The sequence below is a fragment of the Marinobacter sp. EhC06 genome (assembly GCF_001650915.1).
In the GTDB taxonomy this organism is placed as follows: domain Bacteria; phylum Pseudomonadota; class Gammaproteobacteria; order Pseudomonadales; family Oleiphilaceae; genus Marinobacter.
In genome coordinates, this window is the sequence record NZ_LXYO01000023.1 from 691,048 (window position 1) to 716,185 (window position 25,138).

General features: G+C 59.4%; 19 protein-coding genes. 3 read left to right on the forward strand and 16 right to left on the reverse strand.

Translation table 11 applies throughout. The annotated features are described in order from the left end of the window. Window positions 1-92: 92 nt before the first annotated feature. The 8 genes from A8B84_RS13045 to folE form a co-directional block, all read right to left on the reverse strand. Entirely contained in the window at window positions 93-2,714 is a 2,622-nt protein-coding gene (locus A8B84_RS13045) for a heavy metal translocating P-type ATPase (RefSeq protein ID WP_064229581.1), read from the reverse strand. A 6-nt stretch (window positions 2,715-2,720) separates the two neighbouring features. Then, a complete protein-coding gene (locus tag A8B84_RS13050; RefSeq protein ID WP_064229582.1) occupies window positions 2,721-3,164 on the reverse strand; it encodes a MerR family transcriptional regulator in 444 nt (147 codons plus the stop codon). A 264-nt stretch (window positions 3,165-3,428) separates the two neighbouring features. Then, window positions 3,429-3,740: a hypothetical protein gene (locus A8B84_RS13055; RefSeq protein WP_064229583.1), complete on the reverse strand. Its 312-nt coding sequence runs from the start codon at window positions 3,738-3,740 to the stop codon at window positions 3,429-3,431. A gap of 50 nt (window positions 3,741-3,790) precedes the next feature. Continuing rightward, window positions 3,791-6,058: a putative bifunctional diguanylate cyclase/phosphodiesterase gene (locus A8B84_RS13060; protein WP_064229584.1), complete on the reverse strand. Its 2,268-nt coding sequence runs from the start codon at window positions 6,056-6,058 to the stop codon at window positions 3,791-3,793. A gap of 55 nt (window positions 6,059-6,113) precedes the next feature. Continuing rightward, window positions 6,114-7,430, reverse strand: a complete 1,317-nt coding sequence (locus tag A8B84_RS13065) for an HD-GYP domain-containing protein (RefSeq protein WP_227512820.1) — start codon at window positions 7,428-7,430, stop codon at window positions 6,114-6,116. A 114-nt stretch (window positions 7,431-7,544) separates the two neighbouring features. Continuing rightward, window positions 7,545-7,973 carry a CoA-binding protein gene (locus A8B84_RS13070; protein WP_064229585.1) on the reverse strand — a complete coding sequence of 143 codons (429 nt, stop codon included), beginning with the start codon at window positions 7,971-7,973 and terminating at the stop codon, window positions 7,545-7,547. A gap of 23 nt (window positions 7,974-7,996) precedes the next feature. Further along, on the reverse strand, window positions 7,997-8,371 hold the full coding sequence (gene folX, locus A8B84_RS13075; protein WP_064229586.1) for a dihydroneopterin triphosphate 2'-epimerase: 375 nt from the start codon (window positions 8,369-8,371) through the stop codon (window positions 7,997-7,999). Between the two features lie 24 nt (window positions 8,372-8,395). Next, entirely contained in the window at window positions 8,396-8,965 is a 570-nt protein-coding gene (gene folE, locus A8B84_RS13080) for a GTP cyclohydrolase I FolE (RefSeq protein ID WP_064229587.1), read from the reverse strand. 196 nt (window positions 8,966-9,161) lie between these two features. Between folE and A8B84_RS13085 the strand changes: the two genes are divergently transcribed. Beyond that, window positions 9,162-10,082 carry an alpha/beta fold hydrolase gene (locus tag A8B84_RS13085; protein ID WP_064229588.1) on the forward strand — a complete coding sequence of 307 codons (921 nt, stop codon included), beginning with the start codon at window positions 9,162-9,164 and terminating at the stop codon, window positions 10,080-10,082. 19 nt (window positions 10,083-10,101) lie between these two features. On the opposite strand, the gene A8B84_RS13090 is transcribed toward A8B84_RS13085, so the two are convergent. Beyond that, on the reverse strand, window positions 10,102-11,169 hold the full coding sequence (locus A8B84_RS13090) for a GGDEF domain-containing protein (protein ID WP_064229589.1): 1,068 nt from the start codon (window positions 11,167-11,169) through the stop codon (window positions 10,102-10,104). A 195-nt stretch (window positions 11,170-11,364) separates the two neighbouring features. Between A8B84_RS13090 and A8B84_RS13095 the strand changes: the two genes are divergently transcribed. Together A8B84_RS13095 and A8B84_RS13100 are read left to right on the forward strand one after the other, a co-directional pair. After that, window positions 11,365-12,447, forward strand: coding sequence for a patatin-like phospholipase family protein (locus tag A8B84_RS13095; protein WP_064229590.1), 1,083 nt, complete (start codon window positions 11,365-11,367; stop codon window positions 12,445-12,447). A 64-nt stretch (window positions 12,448-12,511) separates the two neighbouring features. Then, complete coding sequence (locus A8B84_RS13100; protein ID WP_064230100.1) at window positions 12,512-12,760, forward strand: CDGSH iron-sulfur domain-containing protein; 249 nt, start codon at window positions 12,512-12,514, stop codon at window positions 12,758-12,760. Here A8B84_RS13100 and A8B84_RS13105 read toward each other — a convergent pair. From A8B84_RS13105 to A8B84_RS13135, 7 genes are all read right to left on the reverse strand, one after another. Next, window positions 12,757-13,764: a PAS domain-containing protein gene (locus A8B84_RS13105; protein ID WP_064229591.1), complete on the reverse strand. Its 1,008-nt coding sequence runs from the start codon at window positions 13,762-13,764 to the stop codon at window positions 12,757-12,759. The genes A8B84_RS13100 and A8B84_RS13105 overlap by 4 nt on opposite strands. Window positions 13,765-13,855: 91 nt before the next feature. After that, the gene (gene znuB / locus A8B84_RS13110; RefSeq protein ID WP_064229592.1) at window positions 13,856-14,668 is read right to left on the reverse strand and encodes a zinc ABC transporter permease subunit ZnuB; all 813 of its coding nucleotides are present in this window, start codon (window positions 14,666-14,668) and stop codon (window positions 13,856-13,858) included. Then, entirely contained in the window at window positions 14,655-15,452 is a 798-nt protein-coding gene (gene znuC, locus A8B84_RS13115) for a zinc ABC transporter ATP-binding protein ZnuC (RefSeq protein ID WP_064229593.1), read from the reverse strand. The genes znuB and znuC overlap by 14 nt, the downstream gene beginning before the upstream one ends. Further along, entirely contained in the window at window positions 15,445-15,936 is a 492-nt protein-coding gene (locus A8B84_RS13120; RefSeq protein WP_064229594.1) for a Fur family transcriptional regulator, read from the reverse strand. The genes znuC and A8B84_RS13120 overlap by 8 nt, the downstream gene beginning before the upstream one ends. 80 nt (window positions 15,937-16,016) lie before the next feature. After that, window positions 16,017-16,478: a chemotaxis protein CheW gene (locus A8B84_RS13125; RefSeq protein WP_064229595.1), complete on the reverse strand. Its 462-nt coding sequence runs from the start codon at window positions 16,476-16,478 to the stop codon at window positions 16,017-16,019. 11 nt (window positions 16,479-16,489) lie between these two features. Next, window positions 16,490-17,542, reverse strand: coding sequence for a chemotaxis protein CheB (locus tag A8B84_RS13130; RefSeq protein WP_064229596.1), 1,053 nt, complete (start codon window positions 17,540-17,542; stop codon window positions 16,490-16,492). Beyond that, on the reverse strand, window positions 17,542-25,131 hold the full coding sequence (locus A8B84_RS13135; RefSeq protein WP_064229597.1) for an Hpt domain-containing protein: 7,590 nt from the start codon (window positions 25,129-25,131) through the stop codon (window positions 17,542-17,544). Before A8B84_RS13135 ends, A8B84_RS13130 begins: the two co-directional genes overlap by 1 nt. Between the last annotated feature and the right edge of the window lie 7 nt (window positions 25,132-25,138).

Genomic DNA, 25,138 nt, shown 5'->3' on the forward strand with positions numbered 1-25,138 from the left:
TGAGCCTGTGTCGTCAGAACCGGAAAGCCAGAACCACCAGACGATGGCTGCCATCAGGGCAAGACCTCCGACGTTGACCAGCATTGTTTCCATCAGTTCCGCTCCTGTTGCTGTTTCGGATCACTGTTGCTGTCGTTCCGTTCCGGACGGTGACTGGTTCGGAACAACCTCAAACGGTTGGCGTTGGAGACCACGGTGACCGAAGACAGGGACATGGCAGCGCCGGCCAGTATCGGACTCATCAGTATTCCCCAGACAGGGTAGAGCAGGCCGGCGGCCACCGGAATACCCATTGTGTTGTATACGAACGCGCCAAACAGGTTTTGGTGAATATTTTTCACCGTGGCCCGGGAGATCTCGATGGCATCAGGCACGCCGTGGAGCGAGCCTCGCATCAGAGTGATGCCGGCGCTCTCAATGGCCACATCCGTGCCGGTGCCGATGGCAAAACCGACGTCTGCTGCCGCCAGGGCCGGAGCATCGTTGATGCCATCGCCGACCATAGCGACTATGTGGCCCTTGCCACGCATTTCACTGACCACCTCGGCCTTGTCTTCAGGCAGCACTTCCGCGCGATAGTCATCGATGCCGGCTTTTTTCGCGATGGCCTTTGCAGTGGCGTCGACATCGCCAGTGACCATCATCACCTTGATGCCAGCCTTGTGGAGGCGCTGGATGGCAGCCTTGGAGTCCGGCTTGATGGCATCGGCAACGCCGATGACACCCAGAGCTTCGGTGCCCAATGTCAGAAACAGAGGCGTGCCGGCTTCTTCGGTAATCGAGTGGGCGGCATCGTCCAGATCGCCCAGAGCAACGCCCTGGTCTTCCAGCCAGCGGCGGTTGCCCAGACGCACGGGCTTGCCGTCGAGTTCACCTTGCACGCCTTTACCATTCAGGGCCTCGAAACCGGTCACCTTCTCCAGCTGAACGCTTTCTTCTTTGGCCTTCGCCAGAATCGCCTCGGCCAGAGGGTGTTCGGAGTGTTGTTCCAGCCCTGCCGCGAGGGCCAGCAGGCGTTGCTCGTCACCGTCGCTGGCATAAACCCGGGTAACTGCCGGATGACCTTCGGTGATGGTGCCGGTTTTATCGAGTATCACCAGGTCCAGCTTGCCAGCGGTCTGCAGGGCATCGCCCTGACGAATCAGCGCGCCGTATTCCGCGGCCTTGCCAACTCCAACCATTACCGACATCGGCGTGGCCAGGCCCAGGGCACAGGGGCAGGCGATGATCAGCACCGTGGTGGCCGCCACCATCATATGAACCACCGCCGGTTCCGGACCGACGTTGTACCAGACCAGCGCCGCCACGACGGCAATCAGCATCACGGTGGGCACGAACACCGACGAAATCTTGTCCGCAAGCCGTCCAATGGCAGGCTTCGAGCCCTGGGCTTTTTTCACCAGCTTGATGATTTGAGCCAGCGCGGTGTCACTGCCAACCCTGGTGGCCTCGTAGACAATCGAGCCATGGGTATTGAGGGTGCCGGCGGACACCTCATCGCCTTCGGATTTGTTCACCGGCATGGGCTCACCCGTGAGCATGCTCTCATCAATGCGAGTAGAGCCTTCGGCAATCACGCCGTCGACCGGCAGTTTCTCACCGGGCCTGACCCGAATGTGATCGCCCTTGCGAACCTCCTCTACTGGAATGTCCTGCTCTTCACCATCGCGAATCACCCGCGCGGTTTTCGCCCGCAGGTCCAGCAACCGGCGCACCGCCTCCGATGTCTTGCCTTTGGCCCGAAGCTCCAGCGCCTGACCCAGGTTGATCAGGCCGATGATCATCGCCGAGGCCTCAAAGTAGACATGGCGGGCCATCTCCGGCAACGCGCCAGGAATACTGGCGACGACAATGGAATAAAGCCAGGCGGTGCCGGTACCCAGGGCAATCAGGGTATCCATGTTGGCATTGTGGTGCCGAAACGCCTTCCAGGCGCCGGTATAAAAATGCCCGCCGGTGGCGGCCATCACGACCAGTGTCAGCACACCCAGCCCGAGCCAGGTGCCCTGATTGGCGTCGGTCACCATCATGGTGCCGAAGCCCATCCCCCAGACCATCAGCCCAAGACCCAGGCCCAGACTCACCGCCATCTTCACCAGCAGCGTCTTGTACTGCCTGCGGTCTTCCTCCTGTTTGCGCGCGTCGGCTTCGTCCTCGTCTTCAATCACGCTGGCGCCATAACCGGCACTTTCAATTGCCTTCACCAGCGCCTCGGGATCGGCATTACCCGTGGCCGTGGCGGTATTGTCCGCCAGGTTCATATGGGAATGGCTGATACCGGAGACCGACATCAGGGCCTTCTCAATGGTGTTCACACAGGAAGAACAGGTAGCACCGGTCACCGACAGATGAATCTGCCCGTCCGCACCGGCTATTGCCCCAGAACCAGTCGGAGCAGAATCAGCCTCGGTTGCCTGATCTTCCGAGTCGCCGGCGGTATCGGCCTCATCCTTATTCCCCGAGGAACAGCAACTGGCCGGCTCGGCGTCTTCCTGGAAAGGCTCGGCCGGGTAGCCGGTCTCGGTAACGATCCGAGCCGCCTCATCGGCATCCACGCCCTCCGGCAGAGCCACGGTCTGCTTTTCCAGATCGACTTCAACCAGCTCAGCATCACCAGTCAACGGCTCCAGGGCGCTGCGAATCTTCTTCACGCAGCCCTGGCAGGAAGCCCCGGAAATGCTGAGAGTGGTTTGTAAAACAGGTGTGTCAGTCATCCAGAATCACTCCTCGTTCTGTTCAGTTGCCCCGCAACAGGGCGCCGGATCATCCCAGTGTTCGATCAGCCGGCAAATGGTATGGCCATCCGGCGTGCCATCGGGCATGTCCTGCCAGGCCGCCAGCGCGGTGGTCATCCGTTTGCGTAACTGCTGCAGCTCCCGAATCTCCCGTTCAACCTCCGCCAACCGATGCTGAAACACATCCCGAACCATCGGACACGGCGAATGATGATCGTCCGCCTGATCCAGAATCTGTCGTATCTCAGGCAACGAAAATCCCAGCTGCCGCGCCTTACGGGCAAACCGAAGCCGTCGAAGATCCTCGGCATCGAACTGCTGGTAGTTGTTGTCCGGGTTACGGGTCGGTTTGAGCAGGTTCTCGCGGGTGTAAAACCGGACCGTATCCGGGTTGACGCCAGCGGCTTCTGCAAGCTCTTTTACTTTCATCGCCTTGTTCTCAATGTGCCAAAGATAATGGCTTCAGGAACCAGAGACTGAAGTCAGCGGAGTGTTGAGGTGGGTACGGCTTCCGAAAATGCTCTGAACCAGGGAAGGTTCAGAGCAAGCGTACAGGGACGTATTCACAGCGGTTTTCGGAAGCCGTACCCACCTCAGCACGGCAAACTCCAAACCAATTAAGAATAGACTAAAACCTGTGAGCAACTCACAGGTCAAAGGTTTTCTTGAGAAGGGAAAATGGAAGGAGGGCTATCAATCCCGCGAGCGTAGAAACGTACCGCAGGTCTTGCATTGATCCGGCGCCATCAGCTTTGCCTGCCAGCCAATCTTGTGGCCACAGGCCGGGCACGCCAGCTTGAGCTGCAGAACTATGATGGGCGTGATCAGGGCGGCGATCAGAACACCCAGGGGGCCCCAGCTTTCGTCGCTGGACAAGCCCAGCTGGCTGCTGAACACCAGAATGACGGTCAGCGCCACGAAGGCAAAAATAAAATAGTTCCGGTTCCAGCGTTCCCACTGGCGAATCTTATCGTCCTGCTCCGGTGTCAGGTATTGCGCGGCCATAGAATATCACCTGAAGGATTTAACCGTATCTTGGGGACGGGCCGCGGCAATTACAATCCGGAATCGGCCGTAATGCCCGCCACCAGAACGCCGGAAGCCAGAGCCTTTTCAAGGTCGGAAACCGGGATCGGCCGGCTGATCAGGTAACCCTGGGCAAAGTTGCAGCGTTGGTTTTTCAGGAAGCTCAGTTGCTCCTCGGTTTCCACACCCTCGGCAACCACCTGAATACCCAGATTGTGCGCCAGATTGATTACCGCCCTGGTAATGACGGCATCGTCGTGGCGTTCCGTAACCTCCGTGATGAACGAGCGGTCGATCTTCAACAGGTCGACCGGGAAATCCCGCAGGTAGCCGAGAGACGAATAACCGACACCAAAGTCATCAATAGCCAGGTTCACTCCCAACTGATGCAGACGGGAGAGCTGATTGCGATTGTGCTCGATATTCTGGATGAAGATCTCCTCGGTCAGCTCAACCTCCAGACGATCCGCCGGGACATTCTCTGCGGCCAGCGCTTCCCGGATATGATCCACCAGATCCTCGTCGTCCAGCTCCCGGCCCGAGAGATTGACTGCAATTCGCAGGCCTTCCTGGGGAGTGCCTTTCCACGCCGCCAGCTGCCGACAGGCGGCCATCACTACCCAGCGCCCGATATCGGTGATCCGGCCGCTCTCCTCGGCCAGGGGAATGAATTCCACGGGAGGTAGCAGCCCCCGGCGGGGATGGCGCCAGCGTATCAGCGCTTCAACACTCTGGATTTCACCGGTGTCCAGATTCAACTGAGGCTGGTAGAAGAGCACGAATTCGTTGTTGGCCAGGGCCTGGCTGAGATCTTTGTCCAGCTCCAGGCGCATGACTTCCCGTTCTTGCATGCCTTCGGTATAGAACTGGTAGGTATTCCGGCCCTGCTCCTTGGCGCGATACAGGGCAATGTCGGCATTGCGCAACAGCGTATCTGCGTCCAGACCGCTCTGGGGATACACCGCCACGCCCATGGTGCCGGTAATGCTGTGGGACTGCCCCTGAACGTCGTAGGGCTGGTCAAAGCACTGTTTGATCTGGCCGAGCAGGTGAATGATGTCGTCAATGTCGTCTACCTGCTGCTGGCAGAACATGAACTCATCGCCTCCGGAGTAGGCCACCAGCAGCCGTTCGTTACTCAGACGGTTCAGCCGCTCGGACACCTTGATCAGCAGCTCATCCCCGAACTGGTGGCCAAGCGAGTCATTCAGCGTCTGGAACCGGTCGAGGTCCAGCATTACCAGGGCAACCTGGCGCATCTGGCGATCCGCAATGTTCAGGGTGTGAGACAGGTCTTCCATGAAGAACCGACGGTTCGCCAGGCCGGTGAGGGTGTCGGTGGATTCCAGCCGCGCCAGATCCTTCTGGATCGCGGTGCGCTGTTCGATTTCCTGATCCAGTTCCCGGCGGGTCTTCAGCAACGCGCGGTTGCGTTTCAGAATGAGCTGTACCAGCAGCGTGGTCAGGCTGGTCAGAAGGCCCATCAACAGGAACGTGGTAAAGGTAAGGGCCGGCCAGTTGCTGTATTGGCGTTCGACCCATCCGACGGACGGGCGCAGCGTCAATGTCCAATCGAGTGTTGGTAGATTAACGGCCTGGCTTTTAGTGAATTCGCTATTGACCGGCTGCGACACATTCAGTTCATAGGTCACTTCGCCGGCTTCGCGGATTTCAATCCGGAACGATTCCAGAACCCGTTCGGTGAGGAGCTGGCGGGCCAGCACCTCCATCCGGAACACGCCAGCCATGAAGCCATTGTTTTCAGGGCCGGCACCCACCGGTGCATAAATCACCATGCCCTTGCCGCCCTGGCGCAAATCGATCACACCGGAAAGATCCCAGGTGCCTGACTGTTTTGCCAGTTCCAGTGCCTGGCGGCGCTCCTCGTTGAAGGCGACGTTGTAGCCGATGACCTCTTCGTTGTCGGTTATTGGTTCCAGCCAGCGGATAATGAAATCGGAGTCAATCCATTCGATGGCCTGGTAAACGCCGAAGTCGTCGAGGTAGTTGCGGGCATCCCTCCGCCACTCCTGTTCGGTTTTGGCCGGGTCTGCCTCAAGGCGTTTGGCCATGCGCCGGATCGCCTCGGCGTGGACCCGGAACTCCCGCTCCAGGTGGTTGGCCATGGCCCTTGCTTCATTGGCCAGATTTGCTTCGATCTGACTTTTGTCCTGTTGAACCAGTCCGTAGCGCAGGCCGGCTGCCAGGCCCAGAAAAACCAGGAAAATCACCACCGGAAACGCCGGGCTCAAGAGGCCCGAAACAACAGCTTTGGGGGGTGATACAGGTTGTTCCACAGGTTACTCCGTGACTTGAAACGGTGGTGCCAGACTGTTGGCAACGCCCACGCAATTATGAGGCATTTGTATCGGCTACCGCCATCAGTTGCTTGATTCGGTCCCGAAGTGAGACTCCAAAGGCACCGTCGGGCAGTGGCCGGGCAATATCCGGTGCAGCCTGACCAGTCTCAGAACCAGCCGATCCAAGATCCATGATCCGGGGTGGCACTGGTTGCTTGTCGCCATCGAGCAACACCTCCACCCTGGGTTTCAGCTTTCGTCCCGGGTGCGTCGCCACCACGATTGCTACTTCGCCCGTGGACAGTTCTACCAGACTGCCCGGCGGGTACACACCGATCATTCGTATGAATGCTTCCACCATGGTGGCATCGAACTGCTGGCCGCGGTTCCTGAAGAGGATGCGGATAGCATCGGAAGCCGGAAGTCCGTCCCGGTAGCATCGGTCGCTGGTAATGGCGTCGAAGGCATCAACAATGGAAACCAGGCGGGCGAACCGGCTGATCTGCCACTCTGCCAGTTGTTTCGGGTAGCCACGGCCATCGATGCGCTCGTGGTGGTGACAGGATACATCACTGATGATCGGATCAAGGTGCGGATCGGCACTCAGCAATTCGTACCCCAGGGTGGTGTGCTGACGCATGATGCCGTGCTCTTCAGGCGTTAACGCGCCGGGCTTGTTGAGGATCTCGTCCGGTACCTTCAATTTGCCAAGGTCGTGCAGCAGTCCGCACATGCCGACGGTTTCCAGATCTTCATCCGGCATCCCCAGGAAACGGGCAAAGGCGACACAGAAAATAGCCACCCTGAGACAGTGTTCGGCGGTGTAGGCATCCCGGGATTTTATGCGGCTCATCCAGAACATGGCGCTGGCATTGGCTTTCACACTGTCCACGCATTCCCGAATGATGGGGCGGGCGCTCTCGAGATTAAGGTCGTTGCCGGCCTCAATCCGTCGGGTGACCTCTTCCACAAAGGCCTGGGTCCGGCTCCAGGTCGCCTGCGCCCTGGGCAGTTCCTGTTGCAGCGAACGGGTTTCCGGGAGCGGTTCGTTGGTGCGACGCTTGAGTACCGAAATCTGATCGAGCACCGGGTTCAGGCGCTCTTCCTCATCCTCCACCAATACCCATTCACAGTACTGCCGCAGAATCTGCGCCTGGTTATCGTCGGTCAGGGTGAACCCCTGAAACAGAACCGGTACCTGGGTCCAGGGCCTGTCCAGGCTGACAATGCGCATGCCCGGCTGAAGAAGGTCCACCGGCAATCTCACCCGCTGGAGGGTGGAGACAGCGTCGTCACAATCGGTAGGCAGCGCCGATGGCGCCGAGACTGAGTGTCGGTGTTGTTTGCTGGATTTACGTCGGAACCACATGGCTCTACCAGTCTTCTGTATATGTCCGGTGATTATGTCAGACCTGAAAGGCCCGTTACAGAAGAGTGCCGGAAGTGTGACGCAGTTCCTGATTCAGGTCAGGTTTCAGGGGTGTTAAGAAACCCCGGGGATACCCAGGCGGGGGATTTCCTGCTTTGGACAACGATCCATCACCACCGTCAGCCCCGCTGCCTCTGCCCGAGCAGCACCTTCCTCATTGATAACACCAATCTGCAGCCACACTACCGGGATGTTGAGATCGATGGCCTGATCAATGATCGCATCGGTGCGTTCTGGTGCCAGGAACAGATCAACCATGTCCACCGGTTCCGGCAAGCTATGCAGATCGGCGTAAACGGTTTCGCCAAGCACCTTCTGGCCTGCCAGACGTGGATTGACCGGGAGGATTCGGTAGCCCTGGTCCTGAAGGAATTCCATGACCTCGTGGGAAGGCCGGCTGGTCTTCTCACTGGCGCCAACAAGGGCAATGGTCCTGACCGTCGTCAGGATGTCACGCATCTGGTCCGGGGTATTGCTGGGCATAATGCTGGGGAAACCTCGCTGAATTAACGGTGTGCCTGAAGACAGACAGACACGGATTCCGCGTAGCGTAGCGCGTGAGGCTTGTCGATTTCCACTTCGGCCCATTGCACTGCCTCATGCTCCATCACGATGGTCAGGACCTCGTGGGTGAGTCGTTCGAGTAGTGCGAACCGGTTGCCATCCACATGATGGATGATTTGCTTGGTAATGGTGCGATAGTTGAGGGCGGCTGAAATTTCATTCCGGTTTACCGCTTCAGAAGCATCGTAGGTCAGCGCAACGTTGATCAACACATCCTGCTGGTTGTTGATTTCCTCTTCCTTTATGCCGATGTAGGCTCTCAGGAGAAGATCCTTGATACGGACTTTTGCCAGGTGGTTCCCGTGGACGTCTGTCATGCGGCCTCCCTAGGGTCAGGTGCTTCAGCGATTGGTACTGATCAGAGTCAGAAACTCGGTGCGAGTAGCCTGGGATTTACGGAACTGCCCCAGCATCATCGACGTCTTCATGCGGGAATTCTGTTTTTCCACGCCTCTCATCATCATGCACATATGTTGGGCCTCGATAACCACCGCCACGCCCTTCGCGCCGGTGACGCTCTCGATTGCTTCGGCAATCTGCCGGGTCAGGTTTTCCTGGATTTGCAGGCGGCGGGCATACATGTCGACGATGCGGGCGAATTTGGACAGACCCAGCACCTTGCCCTGGGGCAGATAGGCGATGTGGCACTTGCCGATGAACGGCAACATATGGTGTTCACACATGCTGTAAAGCTCGATGTCCTGGACCACGACCATTTCGTCCATGGCCGACTCGAATACCGCATTGTTCACCAGGTCGCCCAGGTCCTGCTTGTAACCGCACGTGAGGAACTGCATGGCCTTGGCGGCGCGCATTGGAGTGTCTTGCAGACCCTCGCGGTCCGGGTCTTCGCCCAGGCCATCGATAATGGCACGAAAGTGCCCGGAGAGGTCGTCAAGGAGTTTGCTCATAGTCTTTTCCGGTTAGCAGTGTCTTACGAGGGCCAAAGCTTAAGGCAATTTGCCCACCATCTCTACGGTTTACGGAGTCATTGCCGGAAAAGACCACTTTGGCTGCCTCGCCCTGCGGTTTGGGCGATAGGGCTATGGCAGTGGGGACTGCTTTGTTCTACAGTTTCAGGCTGCAAATGTTCGCCGGGGACAATACATGGAAGAGGTGATGCCCACCGTCGGTGGGATTTCCGCCGCAGGGCGCGAAGAAGGCACCCTTGAAGGGTGGCAACAGGGAGGTAAGTGGTTCAGTTTCGAGGGGCATGCCATTTTCAGCCGGATGGCAGGTACGGGAGAACCGCTGGTCCTGATTCACGGTTTTCCTACCGCGAGCTGGGACTGGAACCGCCTCTGGCCGATGCTTGTTCAGCAGCACAATGTGCTGACTCTGGATATGCTGGGATTCGGTTTTTCAGATAAGCCCTCCAACTACGATTACAGCATCGAAGACCAGGCCGACCTGTTTCAGGGCTGGATTGAGGGGCTGAGCCTGCCGTCGGTGCACCTGCTGGTCCATGACTATGGTTGCAGTGTGGCCCAGGAGCTCCTGGCCCGTGAGCAGGAAGGCGGGCTGCCTTTCCGGATTGCCAGTGTCTGCTTTCTCAATGGTGCCCTTTTCCCGGAAGTCCACAATCCGTTGCTGATTCAGAAGCTGTTGAGAAGCCCCTTTGGCGGTTTGATCAGTCGAGGCCTGACCCGACGCAGTTTCGAGCGCAACTTCCGCCGCTTATTCGGCAGCCAGAATCCGCCGGACCGTCAGGACATGGAGGACTTCTGGCATCTGCTGACCTACAACAACGGGCGAGGCATCCTGCACCACCTGATCCAGTTTATGGAAGAGCGCCGTTGTCACCGGAACCGTTGGGTTGGTGCGTTGCAGAAGGCGACTCAACCGATGCGCCTTATCTCCGGTACGGCCGATCCTGTCTCCGGAGCCGGCATGGCACGTCGGTACCGCGAACTGATACCTGATGGCGACGTAGTCACTCTGAGGAATATCGGGCACTACCCGCATTTCGAGTGCCCCTGGGAGGTTTTCAGCGCCTACCGGGAGTTTCGTAAGCGCTGCGATCAGTAAGCGAGGCAGGTACTAAGCTTCAACCCGACGCAGAATCGGGCATGTCGTCGGCACCCCGTCCCACAACCGGGAGCGGCCGAGCGGCATTGACCACCTGGTTGCGCCCCCGGGACTTCGCTTCGTACAGCGCCTGATCCGCCCGGTTCAGCCAGACCGACCAGGTTTCCCCCTTGCTGACTTCCGCGACACTGGCACTGGCCGTCACCTTGATGTCTTCCAGGAAGGGCCGGGCACTGATGCTGGTCAGAAGCTGGTGGGCCAGCGCATCGGCATCTTTCTGGCGGGTTTCCGGCAGGACAATCATGAACTCCTCGCCGCCGATCCGGAACAACTGATCACTTTCCCTCAATCGTTTGCGCAAACGCAGCGCCATTTCCGTGAGAACCTTGTCACCGGCCAGATGGCCCCACTGATCGTTAATCGTCTTGAAGTAGTCCAGATCCAGCAAAATCAGGCTGGATACCCGCTCATACCGCTCCCGCATCTGAATCTGGCCGTTGAGAATGTCGGCAAGCTGTGACCGGTTCAGGCAACCGGTCAATGGATCCGTGGTAGCCAGGCGAGTGAGCTCCTGCTGAAGTTTGCCCACCAGGAAGGCAAAAATCATGGCAAACAGGCAGGTCAGGCCAAGGGAAAACGTGATTCGCCAAAAGTCGGCTTCAGGAAAGCGCAGGAAGGACACGACAGCCATAACCACCACAAAGATGATGTTGCTGCCGATTGCTTCTCTCAGCGGCAACAGGAAAAACAGGGCCGTGGCGGCAGGGTAGGCCCAGTAGAGGCCGGCGTGGCCATTGATGTGCGTGGAATAGGCAGCACTGACCACCGCGAGCAGGGGGAACAGTCGGCCTTTGAGAAAATAGGTGCCGCGGAACCTCAGAAAAGCGATGACCAGCAGGGCATTGACACAAAAGAGAACCAGCACGGATGACAGCAGATAATGGGATTGCTGCCACTGCACCATCACCAGGGGTGCTACCGCAATAAAGGCCCAGAAATGGAGGTGATAGACCAACTGGCGTTTGAAACCCAGCACCGCGAGGGTCGGGTTGGTTGCAAGGGTAGAGGGTGGTACCGAAAAATTCACAGCATACTCCCGCTGTCTGAGTCTTATCCGCCCGCGTCCTGTGCCGGGACCGTCTTGAAGTCTAGCATGGCCATTTCTCTAATTAAGCAGATAGCGTCGTTTATGACCACCATTAGTTTTGTTCAGTTGGCCGGGCCCTGTCCACTTCGCTAAACTCCGCGAGAACAATTCAGGGACACGCCCAGGGACCACCCTATGACAGCTATTCACACCCGAGAACCGGCCCTGACGATCCGGGCCGGCCGTCGCGCTTTGCAGCGCCTCAAGGAAAAACCGTTGTCACCGGAAGACGTACACGTGATTCCAGGTGCTGCCGGTGGCCCCAAGGCTCTGGGAATAAGTGGCCTGGACAAGGCCATATTCGGCGACTGGCTGCCGCGGGTGCCGCAGGAGCGATCGCTGATCGGCTCTTCGATTGGAAGCTGGCGATTTGCCGCCGTGGCTTCTTCCGATGACCCGAAAGCCCAGCTCAGTCGGCTGGCTGAACTCTATACCGCTCAGCGGTTTGCCAAAGGTGTCAGTGCTGCGGAAGTGAGCCGCAAGAGTGTGCTGTTTCTGGAGGAACTGCTTGGTGGTCGGGAAGACGCCATTCTGAACCACCCCTGGTACCGGCTGAACATTGTGGTGGTTCGCAGTCTTGGCAGGTTGGCGGAGGATGCGCGTGGGCGGTTGGGGCTTGGTCTGATGAGTGCCATCAGCGCCAATATGGTCAGTCGCCGGCATTTGGGCCGGTTTATGGAGCGGGGCATAATCCACGACGCCCGCCTCAAAGCGCCCGTGGCGAAGCTGGTGGATTTCCCCAGTCACGAAGTGGCGTTATCCCGCGAGAACCTGCTGCCTGCCCTTCTGGCCTCTGCCTCCATTCCGCTGGTTATGTCCGGTGTCCGCAATATTCCCGGCGCGCCTGAAGGGGTCTATCGTGACGGTGGCCTTTTGGACTATCACCTGGACCTGCCCTACCAGCAGCCGGGCGTGGTGCTATACCCGCACTTCACAGATAAGGTGGTCCCCGGCTGGTTCGACAAGTCATTGCCCTGGCGGCGGGGCGACGCCACCCGGTTACAGGATGTACTGCTGGTTGCACCCTCAAAAACCTATCTGGAATCCCTGCCTGACCGAAAACTCCCGGACCGGAAGGATTTTGAGCGCTATGTCGGTGATGACGCCGGCCGGGAGCGGGCCTGGCGATCGGCCATTACCGAAAGTGACCGCCTGGGTGACGAGTTTCTGGAGCTTATTGAAACCGGGCGTCTTACAGATATCGTCAGGCCCCTTTAAAGACGGTGTTTCTTCAGGAGTGTCTATACTGTTTCAGTACAGTTATGACTTGGGGGAACAGATGATGTCGGATGAAAAACCGCTGGTTGCCAGCAAGACACCTTTCTCTGTGATGGTGGAGGCAGGAAAGAACTATTTCTGGTGTGCCTGTGGCCGCAGTGGCAGCCAGCCATTCTGTGACGGCTCCCATAAGGGCACCGGTATAAGCCCTGTGAAATACGAGGCGGAAAAGAAAGAGTGGGTCTGGTTCTGCGGGTGCAAGCAGACCGGCAACGCCCCCTTATGCGATGGCACTCACAAAACGCTAGACTAGATAGCCAAACGTTGCAGTGTACTTATCCTGAAGCCTGACAGCCCGTGGACCGGGTCCTTCAGCGCCCGGACCCTGAGCACAACCGGGACCTCTGCTTCCTGGTTGCGGTGGAGTAGAGGAAGATCAATCCGCTCAATGGTGCGATCACTGCGAGCGGCCGCCAGGGCCCGTCGGTAGTTGGACTGAAAGGCCGGTGCAACCAGCTCCTCCAGGGGCTGCCCTACCAGGTCGGCCGGCGCTCGATCCAGAAGTTCGGCGATCTGTGGTGAAACAAAGCCGATCCTGCCATTTTCATCCAGTTCCCAGATCACGGCTCCGGATAGAGCCACCAGATCACGACTTCGCTGTTCGCTGTCATTCAGCGCCTGACGCAAAATCGACTTCTCGACCTGAAAGTTGGCGATCTGATGGTCAGCCCCGATTTCCCGCTGTTCCAGGCCAAGGTTATGAAGCGTCTGCAAATGAAGCCGCCGGTTGAGTAGCAGGGCAAGAGAGGCAGCGAAGACGGACAGCGCGAAACCGGCTATCCAGACCGTTTGCTCGGCCGCACGGGCGACCTCTTCCAGCCCCTCAGGAGAGGGCACGGTGGTGAGTATCCAATGCTGGTCCAGCGGTGACACTTCAGTGCGTAGTGCCCGCGTTGGGTCCACCGAACCGTTGGTTCGTATTTCCAGCAGTGGCATCTTGGTGTGGCGTTCGAGGGTATCGATACGCAGGCCGAGGGAATCGGGGAGAGTGTCGCTAAACAACGCCTGGAGCCAGACCGATACGGGCTGGCTGCTATCGCCCGCCTCCGATTGATTCGGCACGTTGGCCAGCAGATGATTGACCAGGGCCTGATGCTGGGCATAGTAACGGGCCTCAGCCAGGGCCATGGCCCGCCGTCCTTCGATATTCGCGGTAATTCCGGTTACCAGCAGCCCGGCTGCGACCAGAAGCAGGGGGATCCAGAGCCCTGGCCAAAGTACCGGTCTACGGAACCGGGCTGGAGCTGAGCTTTCCATGCCGGGCGTCCTTTGCGGCTGGGTCTTTACCCTTGGGTCAGACCGACTGTACTCCTATACTCTAGTCCAGCCCGGGGATAGAGGGAAATGCTCAGGCCCGGACTTTGCCGGCTGCGCCGTAGACCAGCAGGAAAACGGCGAAAGCCGTCACAACAACGGACGGGCCGGCCGGTGTGTCCAGATGCCAGGACAGACTCAGGCCGCCGCTTACCGCAACAAACCCGAACCCGATCGCCATGGCCACCATGATCTCCGGATTGTGGGCCAGTCGTCTGGCAGTTGCCGCGGGAATGATAAGCAATGCGGTGATCAGCAGCACGCCGACGATTTTCATGGCCACCGCTATAACCAGCGAAAACATCAGCATGAGAACCAGACGGAGACGTTCTACGGCAACGCCCTCCACCCGGGCCAACTCTTCGTGAATGGTGCTCATCAACAATCCGCGCCAGAGCACAGCCAACAGGGCCAGGATCAGTGTCGCGCCGCCGTATATCCACAGCAGGTCTTCACGACTCATGGCAAGAAGATCCCCGAACAGCAGTCCGGTCAGGTCCACGCGCACATCCGGCATGAAACTTAGCGTTACCAGGCCGATTGCCAGGGCGCTGTGGGCCAGAATCCCGAGCAGGGTATCCGTTGCCAGCGTCCTGGTTCGGGACAGCAGTACCAGTGCCATGGCCAGGACCACGCAGGTAATGATCACCCCAAGGTTCAGCGGCACGCTGATCAGAAAGCTCAGGGCAATGCCCAGCAGCGCCGAGTGTGCCAGGGTATCGCCAAAATAGGCCATTCTTCGCCAGACCACGAAACAACCCAGTGGTCCCGCCACGAGGGCAACGCCGAGACCGCCAATCAGGGCGCGCCAGAAGAAATCGTCCAGAATGGCGTTAATGATGGGCATGATCACACTCCGTGTGTCCGCCGTGTCCAGCTGCAGCGTTATGAGACTCGCTGTCCACCACATCCCCGTGCAGGTCGTGGCTGTGGTTATGGTGATGGTGGTAAACCGCCAGGGATTCGGCCACAGGTCGGCCAAACGTCTCGATAAATGCCGGGTCGTGGGAGATGTCCGCAGGGTAACCGCTGCAGCAGACATGCTGGTTCAGGCAGATCACCTTGTCAGTGGCCGCCATAACCAGATGCAGGTCGTGGGAGATCATGATGACACCGCAATTCAGGTCGTCCCGCAACTGGCGAATCAGGTCATACAGCGACGCCTGACCGTTGATATCGACCCCTTGAGCGGGTTCATCGAGCACCAGCAGATCCGGTTTGCGGGCCAGGGCCCGGGCCAGCAACAACCGCTGTTTTTCGCCACCGGACAGATGGTGCACGGAGGCATGCAACAGGTGGCCGACACCGGTGCGGGCAAGTGCGGACTCACATTCGCTGAGCGACTGCCCGCTGAGCAGCATGAACCGCTTGACGCTGAGGGGGAGTGTGGCCTCAAGAGTCAGATGCTGTGGCACGTAGCCAATCACCAGGTTCTTTTTCACCGACACCTGGCCTGCGGACACTTTCTGGATACCGAGGACAGCCTTGATCAGCGTGGTTTTACCGGCCCCGTTGGGGCCGATAATCGTGATGATATCGCCCCGATGGATCTTCAGGTTGACGCGGTCAACCGCAGGCCGTGAGTCAAACTGGACTGTGAGATTTTCCAGGCTTACCAGAGGATCACTCATGGTCCGGCTCCGACTGGCAACGGGGGCAAAGGCCGGCTATCTCAAGGGTAGTGTTCTCAGCCCGGAAGCCTTCCTCGGAGGCTGCTTTGCGCACTTCCGTCGAGACCGACGGTGCAGTCAATTCGAGAACATTGCCGCAGGCGCGACAGATCAGAAACATGCCGGTGTGGTTCTCACCCGCGTGGGTGCAGCCGATAAAAGCATTGAGTGAGGCAATACGATGCACCAGGCCGTGTTGTTGAAGGAAATCCAGCGCGCGGTAAACCGTTGGCGGGGCCGCGTTGTGGCCATCGGTGGACAGCTCCCCGAGCACATCATAGGCACCCAGGGGCTTATGGGACTGCCAGATCAGTTCCAGCACCCGTTCCCGGATGGGGGTGAGACGGGCATTCTGGCGCTGGCAAATGGCCCGTGCGTCAGTCAGGGCCTGGCTGACACAGGCGTCGTGGTTGTGGGGCCGATAGGGAATGGCTCGGGCAGACATGGTCGAAATCCTGCAAAATTTGAAACATTATAACATTTGCAGGAATGTCTGCCATGCCCGGCAATGAAACGGAAAACCGGTCAGTGTCGGGATTTGAGAACCAGGGATTCCAGGTATTCCAGGTTGGGGATCCAGGCGTTCTCGCCCTCTACCTCAACCAGCATGAGATCCGCCGGGCCTGGCTCGCCCTCCAGCTTCCTGACCTGTTCCTCGGTCAGACGGGCCTGGCTGGGAATACCCTGGGTGACCAGTGCCATAAACGGGATTTCCTTATGGTGGTCTCCGATGGTGTTGAGCACAACAATCCGGCCACGATTGTCGCCTGGAACGGTGAGGGCGCCACCGTTGGCCGCATCGTAGGAGATCACGGGGAGCTGGAGGCCCCGCCAGTCCAGGTAGCCAACCAGCCATTCCGGTGTGTTGGCACCCGCATCAGAGCTGGCGTAGTCGACTACTTCTGCAATCGAGACGTTTGGCAGCAACAGTTGCCGACCGCTCATGGGAATCATGACGCAGGAGAGGGTTTGGCTGTTGTCATTCATTGCTTGTTACCTCAGGCGGAGTCCCGTTTCTGCCGGCTCTTGAGCAGGCAGGATTCTTCAATGGTTTTTACCAGTTCCCGGGCCAGCTGCTCCGGGGTACCACAAAAACCGGCGCAACCGGTGGCGGCTACGGATTCCGGCATGGAGCTGTTGCCGCAGCTTGTGCTCTCCTGCACCCAGATCCGGCTACCGTAAGCTTTCAGCAGAGGCGCCGCAATAGCGCCATCATTGCCCATGCCGGAAAAAAGAATAGCATGGCAGCGCTGGCCGTAATGATCAGCGACATTCAGCAAAACCTGATCAATAGAGGGCCCATAGGGACCCGGCCAGGCTTTGCTGGTTTCCGTCAGGGTGCCCTGTTCGCCGAACTTCCACTCGTGCTCTACCGGCATCAGCACAACATCACCATTCTTGACCCGGTACCCTTCTTCCGCTCGCTTGAGCTGGTAGTGGGCGTGGCGCCCCAGCACCCGGGTAAGAACCTCGGTAAAGTTGCCATCAATGTGTTGGGCATAGATAAAGCCTACGGGCAGATTCGGAGGCAGGTGATCCAGGAACGTCTTTACCGCTGCCGGGCCACCCAATGAGGCGCCCAGGATCCAGACTTCCTCGGCCACCGATCCGGGAACAGCCGGGGGAATCCAGTGAGGCAGGTCCGGTGATGGTGTCGCCGCCGGCGTATCCTGTTCCAGCTGTGCCAGCGTGGCTTCGGAATCCAGCTCTTCCAGATGCCCCAGTTGCTGCTCCAGCTTGCCCAGCAGCCGTCTTTCCCAGCGAAAGTACTCGGTGCTTCCGGGCTTGGGGGCTTCATCCAGCCCGAACAGCACCGGTGCTTCCGTGTTTTCAAGCAGGTGATCGAACAGTAACGGGTGATCGGCCTCGTCCTCGAGGGTGACCAGCCAGAGGCTGGCATCGGGAAACTCCGGATAGCCCAGCAACCGGTCCGGATCCCCGGAGAAACGCACCTCGAGACCAAACTTGGATGTGGCAGCCTGCAGCCGATGACGCTGCAGGACCACGTCCGACACGATCCCGACCTTTGGCCGGCCGCACTGGCCGGCCATCACTGTCTTCCGGTCAGCCGCTCAATGGTCTCAAGCAGCTCGGTTTCCTGGAACGGCTTGCCGAGATACTCGTTGACACCAATGGCCAGCGCACGTTCGCGGTGTTTTTCGCCGGTCCGGGAGGTGATCATGCAGATCGGAGTTTCCCGCAGGTTATCGTCGTGGCGTACAAAGCTGGCAACTTCGAAACCATCCATCCGCGGCATCTCGATATCCAGCAGGATAATGTCCGGTTTGTGGTCCTGAAGCTGTGCGACCGCATCCAGGCCGTCTTTCGCGGTGATGACTTCCATGCCGTTACGCTCCAGCAGTCGTGAGGTAACCTTCCGTACCGTGACCGAGTCGTCCACCACCATGACCACGGTGGCCTGTTCCTCGTAACGCGCCGACTCGCGGGCCTTCTCGAGATTGGCCAGGCGCTGACGCTCGGACAGAATGTCGGAACGGATCATGGCCGGCAGATCGAGAATCACCACCACGTTACCATCACCCAGAATGGTGGCACCGGAAACACCCCGGACCGAACTGAATTGCGGGCCAAGGGATTTAACAACAATTTCCCGGCTGCCCATCAGGTTGTCCACCTGCAGGGCCATGGGCTGCTCGGCACCGCGCACCAGGATCACCGGCAGCGGCAGGGCCTGGCCCTGCAGCTTCGGATGGTGGTCACTGTTCAGCAGGCTGCCCAGGTACTGGAGCCGGTATTCCTGGCCGGCATATTCGTACAGCGGCGCATCCGGCTTGTAGTATTCCTCGAGCTCGTAGGTGCTGACCCGGACAATGCCCTCAATGGTGTTCAGCGGGATGGCGTAGAAGTCCTCGCCGGTGGACACCATCAGGGCCCGGTTCACGGAAACCGTGAACGGCAGGCGCACGGTGAAGGTCGTCCCGCGGCCAACGGCGGAATCTATATCCAGGCTGCCGCCGAGCTGCTTGATTTCACTGGCAACTACGTCCATGCCGACGCCACGGCCGGAAATCTGGGTTACCTGCTGAGCGGTGGAGAAGCCGGGTTGCAGGATAAACTGGAGGATTTCCCGTTCAGACAGATCCTCATCTTCCCGCAGCATGCCCTGACGGATGGCCTTGTCACGGATCACCGAAGAGGGAATGCCGGCGCCATCGTCGATCATGCGCAGCACCACGTCGCCGCCCTCCCGCGTCAGTGACAGCGTAACTTCGCCGGTTTCCGGCTTCCCGGCTTGCTTACGATCGGCCGGGCTTTCGATGCCGTGGTCCAGGGCGTTCCTGAGCATGTGTTCCAGGGGCGCGATCATACGCTCGAGGATGTTCCGGTCCATCTCGCCTTCGGCGTTGCGGACATCGAAGTCCACTTTCTTGCCCAGCTCGCCGCTGATCTGACGGACGATCCGGCGCAGGCGCGGCACCATGGAGGCGAACGGAATCATCCGGGTCTTCATCAGACCTTCCTGGAGTTCCGTGTTGATCCGCGACTGCTGTACCAGCAGGGTTTCAGTGTCCCGTACCCGGTCAGACAGGGTTTCCCGCAGGTCCGCAAGGTCCGAGGAGGACTCGGTCAGGGCCCGGGAGAGCTGCTGGATGGACGAGTAACGGTCCATCTCCAGCGGGTCGAAGTCGTCGCCGTAATCCGGACCGTGCTCTTTCTCGGCACTGAACAGGATCTGCGCTTCGGTTTCGATTTCCATCCGGCGCAGCTGCTCACGCAGACGTTCGATAGTGGCGGCCATTTCATCGAGGGTATGGCCAAAATCACTGGTCTGTTGCTCAAGCCGGCCACGGGTAATACTGGTTTCACCGGCCAGGTTGACCAGCTCATCCAGTAGCGGTGCGGATACCCGGATGGTTTCCTGGGCCGCCCGCTGGGCTTCGGCCGCCTGTTTACGCGCCTTTGCCGGCGATTTCCCGGGCTTGGGTGCCGGTGCGACCGGTTTTTCCGCCTTCGCTGGCAGTGTTGGCTCTTCGGCCTTTTTCGGTTCCGGCGCGGCCGGGGCTGGCGCTGGCTGTTCGGCGCTTGGCGCTGGCACGCCCACTCCCGACTCATAGCCCTTACGGATATCGGCAACCAGGGCAATGATGGCGTCGTGATCTTCGGTAATGGCCTGCCACTGTGATTCGTCCGGGGCATTGCCGCCCAGATCAATCAACCGGGTTTCAAAGGCGTGGGCCTTGTCGCCGAGCTGTGTGAGCTGGGACAGACGGGCGCCGCCCTTGAGGGTATGCAATGCCCGCTGGGCTTCCTGGTTGAAGTTGTGGTTTGCCGGCTCCTTGCGCCAGTCATCAAGCAGCTGCTCGAGCTGATCCATGATCTCGCCGGCTTCCTCCAGGAAGATTTCCAGCACTTCCGGATCGATCGCTTCCTGTTCCGATTCTTCACGGGGGGCTGCGGTCTCTTCGGCGGCAACCTCGTGGGCTGCCTGGAAGTCTTCAATAAGCCCGGTATCCGGTTCGGGTTTGCTGCCATCTTCCAGGCTGTTGAGCATGGTCTTGAGGCTGCCTAGTGCCCGATCGCTGAGGCTGAGCAGAGTTTTCTGGTTATTGGAGCCGGAAATCAGCGGATCCAGGGCGTCTGACCAGGCCTCTGCCAGGTTGGCAATCGGGTCGACGTCAGAAAGCCGTGCACCACCCTTGAGGGTGTGCAGTTCCTGCTGAAGCTGGGTCAGGCCGGTAAGTTCTTCCGGTTCGTCACGCCACTGATCCAGGCACTCGCTGATGGCGTCGTAGATTTCCAGGCCTTCGTCCAGGAAGATGCCAATAAGATCGTCATCGCTGGCCTGCGTCAGAGTCTCACTGAGGCTGCTGGTTTCTGGTGCTTCCTCGGCCGCAGACACAGCTTTTTCAGCCTCTGCCGGTTCTTCCTCACGGGCGTCTGAGGGCATCGCCTCGCCCCGCAGGATGGACTGGACGCGGGCGACCAGTTCATCGGCCGGCGGGCAAGGCTTCTGGGTGGCCACTTGCTCAACCATCTGCGCCAGCCTGTCATGGCAGGCAAACAGCAGGTCATTCATGGAGTCGCTGGCTTCCAGCTGACCTTCCGCAACCTTCTCGAACAGGTCTTCCAGCACATGGGTCAGGTCGCCAATGGCTTCAACGCCGGCCATCCGGGCGCCACCCTTGAGAGTGTGGACATCCCGTTGCAGTTCGGCGGCAATGCTCCGGTCCGAAGGATCTTCCGTCCAGGTGTGCAGTGCACTGCCGGTGGAGTTGATCAGATCGTAGGCTTCTTCCAGGAAGATGCCGACCAGTTCCGGATCCAGGTGGGAGAGGTCGGCGACACCGTCTTCTGATTCGCCGGCCTCATCGGCTTCGGCAAGGTCGGCCTCTTCCGGCTCGTCCACGTCCGGGAGCGGGACCTGTTCTCCAGTACCTGCTTCCGCTTCGGGCTCTTCGTCCTGACTGGCTACGTTGGTGACCGGCCGGGTGCCGGTGGCGTTGTCCATGTAAGCCTGAATTTCGCCAATGAGATCCGGAGCAGGGCGTGGCGGCTCCTTGGCCTCCAGATTTTCGACCATGCCTGCCAAACGATCGTGGCAGCGGAATAACAGATCGGACAGCTCATCGTTGATCGACAGCCGCTGCTCGGTCAGTCCCTCAAACAGGTTTTCCAGTTCATGAGAGAGATCGCCTACGGCCGGGATGTCCGCCAGCCGTGCGCCACCCTTGAGGGTATGCAGATCCCGCTGGAGCAGGCGCAGGATGTCCAGGTTGGCGGTATCTTCGCTCCAGCTCTGGAGTGCTTCGGCGGTACTATCGATGAGGTCGCGGGCTTCTTCCAGGAAGATTTCCGCCAGTTCCTCATCCATTTCGTCATCGGACTCGGCCGTTTCCGGGAGCGGCGGTTGCTCGGTTGTTGCGGGCTCCTCACTGGCTGGCGTCTCGGTCTCGTCCATCTCAAGGCTGAGATCGATCTCCTCAAGGTCGCCGGTGAATTCCTGCTCGAAAGCGTCGGGTTCCTGGTTTTCCGGGGTCTGAGTCTGTTTAAGCCCTTCAAGGGCGGCGACCATGTCTTCGCCCGACTCTGTGGCGAGCCCGGCCGCCACCTGGTCCATCATGTTGATCAGTTGTTCATGAGCGGCCCGCACGGTCTCGAAGAAAGCCTCGTCTGGCACTTTGTCGTGCTTCGCGGCCTCGTCATAGGTTTCCTTCAGTGCACCCGAGAGCGCTGCGACGTCGCCGAGCCCGGCTTCGGAGGCGCCGGAGGTCAGCTGCTCCAGCTCGGAACGCAGCGGGTTCAACGACTCCATTTCGCCGGGGTTGTCCGCCCAGTGATCAAGGATCCGGTCGGCATCAAGAACAATATCGAGACCTTCGTTCAGGAACAGCTGAACCAGCTGTGACGGCGCCTGCTCTGGGTGCTGGCGCGGTGCTTCCTCACTGTGGCTGCGCAGTGTTTCATCCGTCAGGTGTTCCAGTTTTTCAAGGAATGCCTCGGTGCCTGGCAGCGACGCCTGCGGGTTTTCACGGATCTGGGCCAGGCCCTGGGTCAGGAAATCGCAGGCGGATTCGATCAGCGAAAGCACGTCGCGGTTGGCGCGCTTGTTCTGGGCCCGTGATTCCTTGACGAAACGCTCCAACGGCGTGATCACGGCTGCGATCGGGCCGATGCCTGCTGTATGTGCGCTGCCTTTGAGTGTATGCAGGGCACGGGAGAGATCATCGGTGTAGGTAACCGTGGTTTTGTCACCGGCGGCCGAGAGGAAGTCCTTCAGTGTTTGCAGGTGGGTCTCAGTTTCGCTTTCAAAAATGTCCAGCAATACCGGGTCCACCGCATCCTCTTCAGCGGTCTCGGACTCTGCGCCGGCGGTGCCGGTCTCGGCTTCGGCCATCGCTTCCGAGCCATCCGATTCGGCGGCGGGCATCATGCTGGCATCGGGAATCTCGCCGTTGGCCAGGGCATTGGCACGGGCTTCCAGATTGGACGTGTCGACCGACGGCGCCCGGCGCTTTTCAAAATCCTCGACCAGGGCTGGCAGATTGGCGGTGACATCCTCCAGCAGGCTGGCGATGTCATCGTTCATGAAAATACTGCCGTCGATGACGCGGTTCAGCATATTTTCCACGGACCAGGCCAGCTCACCCACTACCAGCGCGCCAACCATACGGCCACTGCCTTTCAGTGTGTGGAAGGCACGGCGAACTTCCGACAGGGCGCTGCGGTCATCATGCTGGCGCAGAAGCATCGGCAGGTATTCACGAATGGTGTCCAGCACCTCACCGGCTTCTTCAACGAAGATCTCGAGTATTTCATCGTCAATCAGGTCGTCTTCATCGAAGGATTCTCCAGATGCGGCCTCGGCGGTATCTCTTTCCTCACTGGGTGAGCCTGCTTCCTTTGCTTCCTCTTGTGCATCGACCGCTGTGTCTTCGACCTCGGGAACTTCCGGTGCCTCTGCGGCCTCATCATCAGTACGGCGGGTCGTCGCCATGGCTTCGGCGCGGCTGATGAGCGCTTCAACGTCGCCTGCGGTCTGGCCTTCCTTGAATTCACGGATCAGCGAAGGAATACGGGCATTGACCTCGTCCACCAGGGTAAACATGTCGTCGGTGGGACGAATGGTCTGATCAATCACGCGGTTCAGCAGGTTCTCCACAGACCATGCCAGCTCGCCAATACTGGTCGCGCCAACAAGTCGCCCGCTGCCCTTGAGCGTGTGGAAGGCACGACGGACCTCGGTCAGCGCTTCACGGTCATCGTGATTCTGGCGCAGCCGGGGATAGAATTCATGGATGGTTTCGAGAACTTCCTCGGCTTCCTCAACGAATATGCCGAGAATCTCATCGTCCAGAAGCTCTGCATCCGAGCTCTTGGTTTCTTCGGGGGTGGCCGTAGCGGTGGTATCCGGTTGCTCTTCAACCGGCTCAACGACGGGTATGTCCTCGGCGGTGGTTTCCGTCCAGGTGGGTTCGGCCCCGACCGGGAAACCGAGAGATGAAAGACTGTCTTCCGCAACCTTGAGAATCGAGTCGTTTTCGCCAATCCCGTCGGCCAGGCGCTCGAGGTAATACTCGATGCTGGTGACCGCATCGGCCAGGATATCCAGTTGCTTCCAGTCCGGAACCTGTTTGCTGCCCAGCAGCACATCGGTAATGTAGCGTTCGGCCGAGGCCAGCATGCCGGCAACCCGATCCAGCGGGATCAGGCTGAGGCCACCGCGAATGCTGTGCAGCAGGCCTGGTACGTGTTCAATTTCCCGGGTATCCCATTGCGAGGCAATGAAATTCACGATGGCGGATTTAACCTGTTCCAGGGTGTTCCGGGATTCCCGGAGCAGCGCGCCGCTGGCCTCGCCCAGTTCCCTGGAGCCAAGGTTCACCGGGGCATCGGAGGCCTCTTCTGAGGACGACTCCTGCTGTCCTTCACTATCCAGGCCGGCGAGACTGGCTTCGACATAAAGCAGCGCGCCGGCGATGTCCATCAGAGTGCCATCATCGACCTGTTCGGTCTGGGCGCTGAGTTTTTCAACCAGTTCGACCTGCTCGGTAACCACTTTCCGCGGTATGCCCAGCCCCAGCACCGCCAGGGTATTGGCTACCTGGCGCAGACCCGGCAGCAGGTCCTCAAGCTCACTGTTCTGGCGCAGCTCTGAGCGAACAAACAGGTCAAGCTGATCCTTGAGTTTCGCCAGCTCTTCGTTGAGTGCGCCGACAACGGAATGAATGGCATCCCGACCCGGACCGGATACTCGGTGTCGGGCGGCATCAACGTCGTCTTCCGAAGGCAATGCCTGATTCAGACGGTAGGCATCCCGCAGGGCGCTGACCTGGGGCGAATCCAGATCCCGGGCACGGGCGACATAGTAAAGCAGGTGTTTAAGCAGCGCTTCCGGTGCCGGTTGCTGAAGGATATCCGCATGCTCGTCAGTCAGTCGGCGGATTTCACTGTCCAGCTCCCTGAGCAGGGATTTCACCGCCGCATTCACCGGGTTCACGTGTGCCTGCAGTGTTTCCACGAACGCACTGGCCGCTTTCCAGAGCTCGCCCCGGGGCGTTTTCTGGCACAGACGGATCAGCCGTTGAATCACCTTCTGCATGTACTCGAAATGGGCATCGAGATCCGCTTCCCGGATGACGCCGGCCAGAGCAAACTGGTACATCTGCCGCAGCTTGCGGATGTGGCCCAGAACCGTCGGGTCTTGCAGACGCTGGGACACCTTCCCGGTCACGCTGATGCGTGAGGGGGCCAGGTCCGGTTTGAACAACGAGGTATCAGACAGCAGGGATTCGCCACGGGCGGCCCGAAGGTCGTTCAGCAGTGGCAGCAGCACCATCGGAAAATCGTCCTGGCTGCTGGCCAGATGCTCGAGGTACTGGGGCAGCTGCAGGATGGCCTGCATCAGGACTTCAACGGCTTCGTCGATATTGGCAACGGTTTCGTTGAGCACGGCCTGGGTGAGCTTTTCCATTTCCTCGGTGAGCAGGGCTGCACCGTAGAGCTCGACCATTTGCAAGGTGCCGTGTACCTGATGGAGATAATTCAGGCAGAAGCGCAGGCGCGCGGTGTCGTCACGATTCTCGACATACGCTTCCAGTGCATGCTGACCCTGGGTCAGCGTGTCCTGTATCTCTCCCCGAACCCAGTCGAGGGCGATGCTGTCATGGTGATTGCCCATAACCACT